The 11,860-nt window shown below is 60.5% G+C and carries 7 protein-coding genes and 2 pseudogenes; 3 read left to right on the top strand and 6 right to left on the bottom strand.

The genetic code is table 11. The annotated features are described in order from the left end of the window. Positions 1 to 17: 17 nt before the first annotated feature. Complete coding sequence (locus tag HGSM_RS12375) at positions 18 to 233, top strand: helix-turn-helix domain-containing protein (protein WP_019149082.1); 216 nt, start codon at positions 18 to 20, stop codon at positions 231 to 233. A 13-nt stretch (positions 234 to 246) separates the two neighbouring features. Here the strand turns inward: HGSM_RS12375 and HGSM_RS12370 are convergent, their stop codons facing one another. Next, positions 247 to 726 (bottom strand): hypothetical protein, encoded by a 480-nt coding sequence (locus HGSM_RS12370; protein WP_154646347.1) that lies wholly within the window; start codon positions 724 to 726, stop codon positions 247 to 249. 243 nt (positions 727 to 969) lie between these two features. Between HGSM_RS12370 and HGSM_RS12365 the strand changes: the two genes are divergently transcribed. Next, positions 970 to 1,938: a LysM peptidoglycan-binding domain-containing protein gene (locus tag HGSM_RS12365; RefSeq protein ID WP_019149080.1), complete on the top strand. Its 969-nt coding sequence runs from the start codon at positions 970 to 972 to the stop codon at positions 1,936 to 1,938. A gap of 102 nt (positions 1,939 to 2,040) precedes the next feature. Next, the gene (locus HGSM_RS12360; RefSeq protein WP_019149079.1) at positions 2,041 to 2,568 is read left to right on the top strand and encodes an Rv3235 family protein; all 528 of its coding nucleotides are present in this window, start codon (positions 2,041 to 2,043) and stop codon (positions 2,566 to 2,568) included. Positions 2,569 to 2,879: 311 nt separating this feature from the next. Here HGSM_RS12360 and secA read toward each other — a convergent pair. The 5 genes and pseudogenes from secA to mtrA form a co-directional block, all read right to left on the bottom strand. Then, positions 2,880 to 5,370, bottom strand: a pseudogene (gene secA, locus HGSM_RS12355) (preprotein translocase subunit SecA); the annotation flags it as partial. Between the two features lie 304 nt (positions 5,371 to 5,674). Beyond that, complete coding sequence (gene hpf / locus HGSM_RS12350; RefSeq protein ID WP_019149077.1) at positions 5,675 to 6,325, bottom strand: ribosome hibernation-promoting factor, HPF/YfiA family; 651 nt, start codon at positions 6,323 to 6,325, stop codon at positions 5,675 to 5,677. Positions 6,326 to 7,499: 1,174 nt separating this feature from the next. Beyond that, positions 7,500 to 9,371 carry an LpqB family beta-propeller domain-containing protein gene (locus HGSM_RS12345; RefSeq protein ID WP_019149076.1) on the bottom strand — a complete coding sequence of 624 codons (1,872 nt, stop codon included), beginning with the start codon at positions 9,369 to 9,371 and terminating at the stop codon, positions 7,500 to 7,502. Further along, on the bottom strand, positions 9,364 to 11,121 hold the full coding sequence (gene mtrB, locus HGSM_RS12340; protein WP_019149075.1) for an MtrAB system histidine kinase MtrB: 1,758 nt from the start codon (positions 11,119 to 11,121) through the stop codon (positions 9,364 to 9,366). The genes HGSM_RS12345 and mtrB overlap by 8 nt, the downstream gene beginning before the upstream one ends. Continuing rightward, positions 11,118 to 11,800 (bottom strand): annotated as a pseudogene (gene mtrA, locus HGSM_RS12335) (MtrAB system response regulator MtrA). The gene mtrB and the pseudogene mtrA overlap by 4 nt, the downstream one beginning before the upstream one ends. Between the last annotated feature and the right edge of the window lie 60 nt (positions 11,801 to 11,860).

Below are 11,860 nucleotides of genomic sequence, written 5' to 3'. Positions count from 1 at the left end.
CGTGAAAGAATTGGCTCATGGCTCCACGTTTCCTTACCCTTGCCGACGTCACCGAGACCCTGAACATCTCGTCCGCGCAGGCGTACGCGCTGGTTCGCTCAGGAGAACTCCCCGCCATCCAAGTCGGTGGCCGTGGACAGTGGCGGGTGGAGGCAGCTGAACTCGAGGCCTACATCTCGCGCATGTACGAGCAGACTCGTCAGCGGGTCAAGTCTGGTCACTTCGAGGAGTAGCCCCTGCCCCTCGCTACTCGAGCACGACGTAGTCAACTCCACTGAGCAAGACCGTCGAGCTAAGGGTGTTTCTTCGTTCTTCCCATTCGCCTACGCCGCCGCTCAGCACGTCTACGTGGTCTTTGCCCACTCGCTGGATCCTTCCGCGATACTCGTGCCCTTTGGCATGCACCCTAACGATTCCCCGTCCCCGCGATACCGCTCTCAGAGCGGAGTTCAGCGTTACTTCGCGCGCGGAGAGGATCATCCTTGCAGGGGCCCCGGCATCCTCGGACCCCTTGTCAGGTTCCGCAAGTGCCTTTGCCGAAAGCCCACTGACTCCGACCATTGCGTCGTGCGGAACGATGATTCCCTGAGCACCGATGGTGAGAAGTAGCCATTCCTGATGGCAGTTGACGACCTGTCCGGAGAGTGTGCTGCCGCTGGCGAGATGAATCTCCACGATCTGCCCGGCCGTTGCTTTGAGCCTCTGCCGCGCGTCAATGCGGGACATTTCTGCACGTGAGAGGTCTGTAGCCACCGCCGATCTAGACATCATGTCTTGAAATGCAAACTCCGATTCGAGATGCATCAAGAGCTGTTCCCAGCGGTCCATTTCTATCCGTTCACTTGCTTCGTGGCGTCGTTGCGTATTCACATGCAGAACTCACTGTAGACAAAATCGGAGCGCTGTAGTTTTATCAAGGAACAGCAAACGACATCAAACAACATCAAAATCGCTCAAGGGGTTAGTCGAATGGGTACTAGGAACCGTTTTGCACTGGTTGCGGTCTGGGCGTTGTGCACAGGAATCGCCTATGCACTCACCAGCAGATTCCTGCACCTCCTGCCGCTCATCTCAAGCGACACCGCAGTCACTGCCCGGACGCTGACCAACTGGGTCGAGCTCATGATCATGGGTGCTGGCGCCGTCGTCGGCGCATGGTGGACGCTATGCCTGACGCTTGCCCTCGTGGCAGACTTCAACTCCGGCGCCCGCCGGAACCCATGGAGAAAGGCCTTCGACGCCCTAGCGCCACGTCTGGTGAAGAGCCTCGTGGCCGCGATTGCGGGCGCCTCCATCGTCGCAGGAATCGCACCCGCAGGTGCAGCACCAGCCCACAACACAGACTCGGTAGGTGCAAGCCAGCAGATCGGCGTCCTTGCATCGCCCAGCACCCTGCACCTCGGCTTTGTTAAGACCCACAAGGCTCCCACCCAAGTTCAGGCCACAGCCCCGTCCGCCAGAATGGCTGCCACAGATACCCCTGCGTCGGTGCGTGGCGATGCGCCTCACCAGGAGAGCCTCGCCAAGGGCACCCCCGTGAGCCTAGGCTTCCTCTCCACTGAACACTCCTCGAACGCGCCTGAGCCCACAGGCAAACGGCCGCAGACCAACAGTGCGGTATCCGCATCAGCGCAGACACAACCCGCCGGCGCGCAAGCAGAGCCCAGCAAGCCCACCCAGACGGTCAATCAAATGGAAAGCACGCCCACGGAAGAGACCCGCAGCCCGAAGCCCACAACGCGGGCAAAGGCATACACGGTGCAGCCGGGTGACTCCCTGTGGAGCATCGCCCAGTCGCGTCTCCCACAGGGTGCAACGAACAGTGAGATCGCTACCGCATGGTCCGCGATCTATGAATCGAACCGCTCCATCATCGGGGACGACCCCGACTTCCTTCCTACCGGAATCACACTGGCGCTCCCCAGCTCCACTGCCTGACACTTACGACGAGCGCAGCAAACACGCCTAAGACCAAGTACCAATCCCCCACCCCGCACCCATTCACTGAGCACGCCCGGCACTCACCGAATCGAGAGAGACATGACCGCAGTACTCGAAACACCAGCGCTCCTGAACTGCTTGCCCGGAGATCCAAACCTTCGTCTGGCCAACGACCCCAGCGAAGCCCGCGAACGCATCGCCCGCGCGACACAACTAGCCGACCCGACTGCTGTCATGTGCGCAACCGCGCACGCAGCGATCGAGGCTCTACACGGACACCGACCAGTCCAGCAGCTCGCGGGCATTCTCTCCCCCGATGTCTTCCAGAGTTTCCACAGTCAGGTGCGCGCCCAGACTTCCCTTGACCTCGCAAACGGGAAGCGGCGCACTTCGACGCCTGCGCGCGCCACACAACGCGCAGCGGTGTCGGCTCAACAGCCCAGGGCTCACACACCAGCACTCCGCCGGGTCCCAACTCGCATCGTGCGCGCTCGGGTAGTTCGCGTAAGTGCCGTGGCCGCCGAGGGCACCGTTCTCTTGCAGGATGGCAACCGCGTTCGTGCGGCCGCCCTACGCGCCGAGGAGTTCCGCGGACGCTGGCGCATCTGCGTTCTCCAGATCCTCTGAGCGCGACTACTCCACTTCACTCTGCCCGAACACAGCGAGGGGCCCGGTTCATTGAACTGGGCCCCTCGCTGTGCGGTTAGCGTTCTAAGAGAACAGCTTGCCAGCCGACTACTTACGGCGGTTAGCCTTCTTGGCGGCGCGGCGCTCTTCGCGGTTGCCGGCACCTTCTTCCGCTGCGTCCTCGTCCTCGGACGATGAGTAGTTCAGCTTGCCTGGTGCCTTTGGTGCCTCAAGCCCCTTGGCCACGAGAACCTCGCGCTCCTCGTCAGGAGTTCCGTCACCATCCACGTCAACCTCTTGGCGCTCGATCTTGACCTGGAGGTTGAACAGGAACGCTACCGACTCTTCCTTGACCGCTCCGAGCATTGCCTGGAACATGTCGTAGCCTTCGCGCTGGTACTCAACGAGAGGATCACGCTGTGCCATTGCACGCAGGCCAATGCCCTCCTTGAGGTAGTCCATCTCATAGAGGTGCTCGCGCCACTTGCGGTCGAGCACGCTCATGACGATCCGGCGCTCAAGTTCACGCAGGTTTGGCTCGCCTAGCTCTGCCTCGCGGCGTTCGTACGCGAGACGAGCATCGGAAAGGACCTCGTTGAGCACAGTCTCAGACTTGAGATTGGCGCGGCCACCGGCCGAGTCTTCAAGTTCCTCAACGGTGAATGACACTGGGTAGATCGCCTTGAGTGCGGTCCACAGCGTCTCGAGGTCCCACTCGTCAGGGTTGTGGGAGACCGTAGCGGAAGAGACATAGTCGGTGATGACGTCGGTGAGGAAGTGCTGGATCTGCTCCTGCATGTCCTCGCCCTCCAGAACGCGACGGCGCTCGTCGTACACAACGGTGCGCTGGCGGGACATGACGTCGTCGTACTTCAGGACGTTCTTGCGGATTTCCTGGTTCCGGCTCTCAACCTGGCTCTGCGCGGACGCGATCGAACGCGTGACCATCTTGGACTCAAGTGGCATGTCGTCCGGGAAGCCGGCGCGGGTCATGACCTGCTCTGCAAGTCCCGAGCCGAATAGGCGCATCAGTTCATCCTGCATCGACAGGTAGAAGCGGGACTCGCCTGGGTCACCCTGACGTCCGGAACGACCACGGAGCTGGTTGTCGATACGGCGCGATTCGTGACGCTCAGTTCCGAGGACGTAGAGCCCACCGAGCGCCGTGACCTCATCGTGCTCGTCCTTCACCGACTGACGTGCGGCGCTGAGTGCGTCCGGCCATGCGGCCTCGTACTCTTCTGGCGATTCGATCGGGTCAAGCCCTTTAGAACGCAGCATGTCCTGCGCAATGATCTCGGCGTTTCCACCAAGCATGATGTCGGTACCACGACCGGCCATGTTGGTTGCCACGGTGACTGCGCCCTTGCGGCCAGCCATCGCAACGATGGACGCCTCGCGTGCGTGCTGCTTTGCGTTCAGGACCTCGTGTGGGACTCCCTGCTTCTTCAGAAGGGAAGAGAGTAGCTCGGACTTTTCAACGCTCGTGGTTCCCACGAGGATTGGCTGGCCCTTGGCGTGACGTTCCACGATGTCTTCAACAACTGCGCGGAACTTGCCTTCCTCAGTCTTGTAAATGAGGTCGGACTGGTCCACACGCTGAACGGGACGGTGGGTTGGGATGGGCACAACGCCGAGGTTGTAGGTGTCGTTGAACTCTGCGGCCTCGGTGTCAGCGGTACCGGTCATGCCGGAGAGCTTTCCGTACAGGCGGAAGTAGTTCTGCAGCGTGATCGTAGCGAGGGTCTGGTTCTCAGCCTTGATCTCGACGCCTTCCTTGGCCTCGATCGCCTGGTGCATGCCCTCGTTGTAACGACGGCCAGCGAGGATACGTCCCGTGTGCTCGTCAACGATCATGACTTCGCCCTTGAGAACGACGTAGTCCTTGTCGCGCTTAAACAGCTCCTTGGCCTTGATGGCGTTGTTCAGGAACCCGATGAGCGGCGTGTTGAGCGATTCGTAGAGGTTCTCGATTCCGAGGTAGTCCTCAACCTTGGCGATGCCCGGCTCGAGAACACCAACGGTGCGCTTCTTTTCGTCTGCCTCGTAGTCCTCATCTAGGGTGAGTCGGCGCGCGATCTTGGCGAACTCGACGTACCACTTGTTGACGTCGCCGTCGGCGGGACCGGAGATGATGAGAGGGGTTCGGGCCTCGTCGATGAGGATCGAGTCAACTTCATCCACGATCGCAAAGTTGTGTCCGCGCTGTACCAGGTCCTCGGTGGACCAGGTCATGTTGTCGCGGAGGTAGTCAAAGCCGAACTCGTTGTTGGTTCCGTACGTGATGTCGGCGGCGTACATCTCGCGGCGCTCTGCAGGGGTCTGACCGGAGAGGATGACACCCGTGCTCAGGCCAAGGAAGCGGAACACACGTCCCATGAGTTCACTCTGGTACTCAGCGAGGTAGTCGTTAACGGTAACCACGTGCACACCGTCGCCTGATAGCGCGTTGAGGTATGCCGGAAGGGTTGCAACGAGTGTCTTACCTTCACCGGTCTTCATCTCAGCAATGTTGCCGAGGTGCAGCGCGGCACCACCCATGATCTGTACGTCGTAGTGACGCTGTCCGAGGGTTCGTGACGATGCCTCGCGGACAACGGCGAATGCCTGAGGAAGAATCTCGTCTAGTGAGGTTCCCGCTGCGATGTCTTCCTTGAAGCGAGCGGTTTCCTCGCGCAGTTCCTCATCAGTGAACGCCTTGTAGTGGTCCTCAAGTGCGTTGACCTGCTGAGCAATGCCGTTAAGTTTCTTGAGGATTTTTCCTTCACCAAAGCGAAGAATCTTCTCGAGGATGTTAGCCACGCGGAACTCCCATGTGAGCGCTTTAATTGCTCGCCAACCGTGGCGAGGTGTTCAACACTCAATCGTATTAGTTTTTTCAGGCACCTGGCACCAAAACGGTAAGCCGTAAGCCTAATTTCCGGCCATCTTACGTTGTCAGTAACCCCCATGGCGAACTAGGCCGATGTGCTGCCTGCTCTGCTACTACGTAGAACAATCCATGGGCATAGGACGAGGGCCGAACCCTTTAGGGGTTTCGGCCCTCGCCCAGTTGGCTTGGAATGCGGTTAGTTTTGTTCACTTACCGCGTTACAGCCCTCTCGTTTCAGTCTCCCTCACAGCCACATTGAGTGTTGAGTTCGACGACTCCGTAGGTCCATCCGTGGCGGCGGTAGGCAACAGCTGGGCGCTTCGATTCCTTGTCCACAAAGAGGAAGAAGTCGTGTCCGACAATTTCCATCTCGTAGATTGCGTCATCGAGCGACATTGGCTCTGCCGAGTGAAGTTTCTGCCTGATCATCACTGGCGAGTCGCCCATTTGCGTTTCCGCGACTTCCCCCGGGTTCACCAGGTGCACAGGTGCCTCTTCGGTTTCCTCGACCTTTTCGGCCGCGAGGGATTGCTCGAAGGTTCGGACATCTACGGGTTCAATGAAGTTTCGCTGTACGCGGCGCTTAGAGTTGCGCCGTTCGTGTACTCGGCGGAGGCGTTCTTGCAGTTTGTCGAGAGCAAGATCCAACGCACCGAACCGGTCGTCGGCTGATGCTTCAGCTCGCACTACTGGTCCTTTATCTCGAACGGTTATTTCAACGCGTTCTCTGACGTTAGCTTGCCTTGGGTTGTTTTCGTGGGTTACTTCCACGTCCACCCTTCGCACTGTCGGGGAGTATTGCTCGATCTTCTCGAGCTTCTCTTCTGCGTGGCGGCGGAAACGGTCTGCGACTTCGGTGTGCCGACCAACAACTACGATCTCCATGAGGGCCTCCTGGCATGTGTTGGGCGCTGAGTGCGCCGGACGTTAGGTGTGAGCGTTCAAGCAGCAAACGCGGTTCCTATCACCTCCTGCCATCGGTGGGATCTGGTTTTTTAGACTATATCCTTTTGTGTCCCCGGTCACCTTGATCACGGTGTTTCGGTCCAGGTTTCGCCCGTGACTTGATCGAGGGGGTCGCTGCGAGCGCAAAACCAGCGGCTAAGGTCCCAGATGGCACCCTCAGAACGCGTTTCGCTTGCCCTAGCGTTGAGCCCGTTGTTACGACGTCATCGACGAGGAGCACGACCCGACTTTGGGCCACGAGCACTCGAAGCCGTTCAGGTGCATTGAGCGCGCCTGCGGCTCCTGCGCGCCGTTCCCGGGCTCCCAACCCGACGTTGTCCTGCTTGGTTCGTGCCATCGCTAGGTTGTCTGCGATGGTTACGTTCCAGCCGTGTTCGGCGAGTGAGCGCCCAAGCCCATGTGCAACCACGTGTCCAGGAACGAATCCTCGGGCCCGTCTGCTGGCGGGTCGTGAGGGCATCGGCACCAGCGTGATTGTCTTGATTTTCGACGATTCCCGCGCGATCTCAGCATCGGCTGCGGTTCGGGCGGGGTGGGTGTGTGTTTCCTGTGTGCGTGTTCGTGCATAGAGGAAGTGAGTGAGTTGGTGGCCTGCGAGGTAGGCTGCGTGCGCGATGTGGGGCGTGCAGTCTGCCCGCCCTCTGTCCTTCCAGCGCGCGACCGCGTTTCGCACTGACCCCTCATAGAGCGTCCCCGCCCAGACTTCGAGGAGTGGGTCATCGAGCGCCACAAACACCCTGGGCGCTAGTTCACCTCGGCAGGATGGGCACAGCACGTGGTTTGCCGTATCGCACCCTGCACAATGCAGTGGTAGGACCAAGCGAAACAGCTCTATTGCGAGCGCACGGAGGTAGGCCATCGCTCGGGCAGGGCCGTGCTGCCGGTGCGCCATCGCCGGGTTGTCACGTGGTGCGGTGCGCTTCTTGCTCTGGGCTGACATGCGCTCGAGAGTAGTTGCGCGCGGCACCAGGGAATGCTGCAACGCCTTGTAGGGGCACGTTTCTGGGGACAGCGGCAACACAAGGCTCCCTGTGCATCACGTTTGCCCCTGCGGGCGACACTCTCTCAGGATTGAGAGCAACCGCCGCGACTCTTAACCCGGGAAGGTGGGAAGCGTTGCGTTATTCACCAGTTCGGTCCAGGTTGAGCCTGAGGAACTTCTGGTCAGGATCCGTCCGTCCTCTGTGCTTACAAACACTGAGCGCAGGCCCCGGCCGATTCCCAGTGAGGTCACTTGTTCAACGGGAGCAATGAGTTCGCTCTTGCCGGAGAGTGGAACCGAGTAGAAGCCCGAGCCGTCGGAGGTTGCACTATGCCCGATGACGCCGAGGGTCGATTCGTCAACCCACTGCAGGAATGACGCGCCGGCAAGTTGGCCGCCCACCGCAATGGGGTCTGACACGCCTACCGGCCGATTCTTGTCGTCCCGGGATATACCTGCCACGTCGATTTGTGGGGACGAACCATCGGTCGAGATGACTGCTAGTCGCGCACCGTCGTGCGATACGCGCAAGGCGTTGACCCTACGCCCCGAAAGCCACGGCACGGAGACCTCAATCTTCTCGTCAGGGGAAGTTACGACCGAGAGCACACCGTTGGACTTGCCTACCTGGCGGCTTTCCCCGCTCCACACCCAGCCAAAACGATCGATTGAGGGGGTAACAAGGCTGGCGCCTTGGAGCAGGACGTCGGTCTCGTCCTTGGCATTCGGAATCTCTCGGATGAGTTGTTCCCCGTCGAGGAACACTCCTTGGCCGACGTCGTTCATGAGGGCGAGCGCGGTGGGGTGGTACTTGGAGAGAGAACCAACGCCCGGCAGTTCGTCCGCGACCCTGCCGTTGAGTTGTTTGAGCGTGTCGTCCACAAGCACGAGTGGCGAGGTTGCGAGGATCGGGTCCTTGATGAGGTTCGGGTCCACGTCCTTCTCCATAACGATGGAGTTCGATTCGACGAGGACGCTCCTAATCCCTGGAAGTTTGGTCAGGGTGGCCTCGAGCTGGCTCACAATGAGCGCCCGTTGGGTGGCCTGCGCGCTGAGTACCTCGGACGACAGGTTCACCACTGCCTGGCCTGCTTCAGTAGAAACCGAGTCATACATGAGTCGGGTGGATTCCGGGATTGCGGTGTGCACGGCGTCCCGCAGCCACGGCGACGGGCCCGCAAGGAGTGCAGTGACCGCGTAGGTCTCAGATTTCACGCGTGGCACCCACCGGACCTCGGGCACGAGGAACTTCTGATCTGCGGTTAGGAAGTAGACGGAGGCAGCACGGTAGACCGATTGGAAGTTGGAGACGGACATGATGATGCCCTCGCTCACTGAGTCAACACGCCATTCGCCCTGTGCATCGCGGACGAGCTCATAGGTTTGGTCGAAGTTGGCTCCGCTCAACGCTTCGGTGAAGTGGCCAACCGAGTCGACGGAGCCCGAGGACTTCGCCTTCCCTGAGATCACCACGGACACGATCGACGAGTCGTCCGGGTCGATCTTTGCTGGGTCTACTGGACGCTCGCTTCCGCTCGTCTCGCCCTCGCCCGCGGGTTCACCGGTTGGTTCGCTGTCTTCGGACTCAGTTGACTCGGATTCGCCGCCCGCAGATTCCTCACCTGCGGAGTCGCTCAGCGCCTCTGCCACCTTGAGTTCCACGTCTCCGGAGTAGATGGAGACCCCGTGATTCGGGTTCCACTTAGCGGAGGCCTCTGCGGTCATGAACTCGCGGGCGACCTGCCAGTTATCGGTAAGGTCAGCCTGCGCAAAGATGTAGCCGTCCACGATCTCCTGCGGCGTTGCGCCCGCCCGTGGGCCCGTTGCCTTGAAGAACACATCGCCTGAGTCAATCTCGCCGATGGGCCGGCCCGATACGCCAGATTCCGTTGGAATCTGGGCACAGCCCGTTGCTCCCACAAGGACAGCCACGGCGAGAGCGGCGCGTCCCAGCGTGTGCCTTATTTTCGACGATTCACGCATCTGGTCCTCCAGTCCGGTCGGCTTCGTGCTGGTCTGGATTGCTGTCCTTCTTTGGGTGTGCAGTTGGGTGTGAGAGTTGGGACGGGTCGAACGCCGGAACCGACGACGGCCCGTGCGAGTCCCAATGAGTTCCTGGCACGGGATCGGTGGGCGTCTGCTCTCGACCCAGATCGATCGGGATCGGGGAGCTCGTAAGCGTGATTCCCGCGCGACGGGGAAGCGTGAGCCGGAATGACGATCCGAAGCCGGGTCGCGCCCACACCTCGAGCCAGCCACCGTGCAGGTGAGCATCTTCCCGTGCGATCGACAGCCCGAGCCCGGTACCACCCGTGGTGCGTGCGCGGGCAGGGTCCGCCCGCCAGAAGCGGTCGAACACGCGGTTGACCTGTTCCTTGTCCATGCCGATTCCGTGGTCCCGCACGAGAACAGCCACTGCCTCGTCGTCCGTGCGAATAAGGATCTCGACTGGGTTACCCTCAGCGTGCTCAATTGCGTTGACCAACAGGTTGCGGAGGATGCGTTCAACGCGGATCGGATCGAAGTCCGCTCGACCCATTTTCTCGCCGAAGTCGGCAGAGATCCATACTCCCTTGCGTTCGGCAAGTGGCATCGAGTTGTCGATAACCACGGTCATAACCTCGGCGAGGTTGCGGGCCTCCGCGTCGAGGACTGCGGCGCCCGCGTCGAACCGGGAGATCTCGAGGAGGTCCGCAAGTAGGTCCTCGAACCTGTCGATCTGCGTGTGCAGGAGTTCCGAGGACCTCTTGATCACCGGCGAGAAGTCGTCCCGGCTCTCGTAGATCATCTCGGATGCCATGCGCACCGTGGTGAGTGGCGTCCGCAGCTCGTGGGACACGTCCGAGACGAACCGTCGCTGCACTGCTGAAAGTTCTGCGAGCTGGTCGATCTGAATCTGAAGAGAGGAAGCCATCTCGTTGAACGATCCGGCGAGTTTGGCCACCTCGTCCTCTCCATGTACCACAAGGCGTTCGTCGAGGTGTCCATCCGCAATGCGCTCGGCAACGATTGAGGCCTGCTTGACCGGGCGCACCACCTGACGCGTCACGGCAAAGGTGATCGCAGCGAGCACACCGATGAGCGCGAGACCCGCGATTCCGACGATGCCCTGCAGGAATCGGAGTGTCTCCTGCTGCGCGGCGAGGTCATAGACAAAGTAGACCTCGAACTTTCCCGCAACGGGGACCTCGAGGATTGAGCCAACCACGAGTCCAGGCTGCGGGTTCACTCCCGGAATCTCGACGCTCTGCCAGTGTTGCTGGTTGGTGACCGTGACAACGTCAGTCCGCATCTCGTTGGTAATAAGAGGTTCCAGCGAAGGCGCGGTGGACTGATCAAGCAAGCGAAGCGAGCTCGTATTGTCCAGAGCACGACGCAAGAAGACTTCCCGGCCGGACGTGCCGGAGGACTGCAGTGAGCGCAATAGATCGTTCAGGGTCGACTGGACCTGGCTGGCAGTTGTTGCGGTCGACGAGTTCAGGATCGTCTGAGATTGCGCGATCGAACGTTCGGACTCGATGAGGATGTCGTCGACGCGCTGGGAGAACAGGCCATCACGAATCGAAGCCGAAAGGCCGACCGAAAGCGCAGTCAGGGCGACCAGCCCGATCGCTATCGCCGTGAACATGACACGGAACTGAACGGACGAACGGAAAGGCCGCGCGATGGCCTTCCCCAAGCTCTTTACGTGCGCGAGAACGGTGGGGGAAGCGTCCTGCTCACCGTTACTCATCCCTTACGAACGCCTGCCTTGTACCCGACGCCGCGGACGGTCAGAACGATCTCTGGCTTCTCCGGGTCGTGCTCGATCTTGGAGCGTAGACGCTGGACGTGCACGTTCACCAGTCGAGTGTCGGCAGCATGCCGGTAACCCCAGACCTTTCAAGGAGCACGTCGCGGGACAGTACCTGCCACGGTGCGCGGGCGAGGGCCACGAGCAGATCGAACTCGAGCGGAGTGAGCGGAATAGGGACACCATCGCGGGACACCTTGTGGCCCGTGACGTCGATCGCGAGGTCACCGATCGGCAGGATCTCCTGGGCGGGCTCGTCGATGCGGCGCAGGCGTGCGCGGATGCGAGCCACCAACTCCTTGGGCTTGAATGGCTTGGGCACATAATCGTCGGCGCCGGCCTCAAGTCCTGCGACAACATCAACGGTGTCGGACTTGGCAGTGAGCATGATGATAGGAACACCGGACTCGGAACGGATCTCGCGGCACACCACGGTTCCGTCCTTGCCCGGGAGCATAAGGTCGAGGAGGACGAGGTCCGGCTCGGTTTCTTGGAATACCTTGAAGGCTTCGTCACCGTTCGCACAGAACGACACGGCATAGCCTTCGCTCTCGAGGACAATACCGATCATTTCCGCAAGAGCAGTATCGTCGTCAACAACCAGCACACGTTGGGTCATGTCGCTATCTTGCCATTTTTCTGTCCACCTTTTTAGGAGCGTCACTCGATTTCCCATACT

This window comes from Timonella senegalensis JC301 (assembly GCF_000312125.1).
GTDB classification, from domain to species: domain Bacteria; phylum Actinomycetota; class Actinomycetes; order Actinomycetales; family Cellulomonadaceae; genus Timonella; species Timonella senegalensis.
The sequence above is the reverse complement of the archived record's forward strand: the minus strand, read 5'-3'. Positions and strand labels throughout refer to the sequence as shown.

What these genes read in the sequence shown, in the direction of transcription:
- HGSM_RS12360 (WP_019149079.1), top strand. Translation starts at nt 2,041, where the DNA reads ATGACCGCAGTACTCGAAACACCAGCGCTCCTGAACTGCTTGCCCGGA.
- HGSM_RS12365 (WP_019149080.1), top strand. Translation starts at nt 970, where the DNA reads ATGGGTACTAGGAACCGTTTTGCACTGGTTGCGGTCTGGGCGTTGTGC.
- HGSM_RS12345 (WP_019149076.1), bottom strand. Translation starts at nt 9,371, where the DNA reads ATGCGTGAATCGTCGAAAATAAGGCACACGCTGGGACGCGCCGCTCTC.
- HGSM_RS12375 (WP_019149082.1), top strand. Translation starts at nt 18, where the DNA reads ATGGCTCCACGTTTCCTTACCCTTGCCGACGTCACCGAGACCCTGAAC.
- mtrB (WP_019149075.1), bottom strand. Translation starts at nt 11,121, where the DNA reads ATGAGTAACGGTGAGCAGGACGCTTCCCCCACCGTTCTCGCGCACGTA.
- hpf (WP_019149077.1), bottom strand. Translation starts at nt 6,325, where the DNA reads ATGGAGATCGTAGTTGTTGGTCGGCACACCGAAGTCGCAGACCGTTTC.
- HGSM_RS12370 (WP_154646347.1), bottom strand. Translation starts at nt 726, where the DNA reads ATGTCCCGCATTGACGCGCGGCAGAGGCTCAAAGCAACGGCCGGGCAG.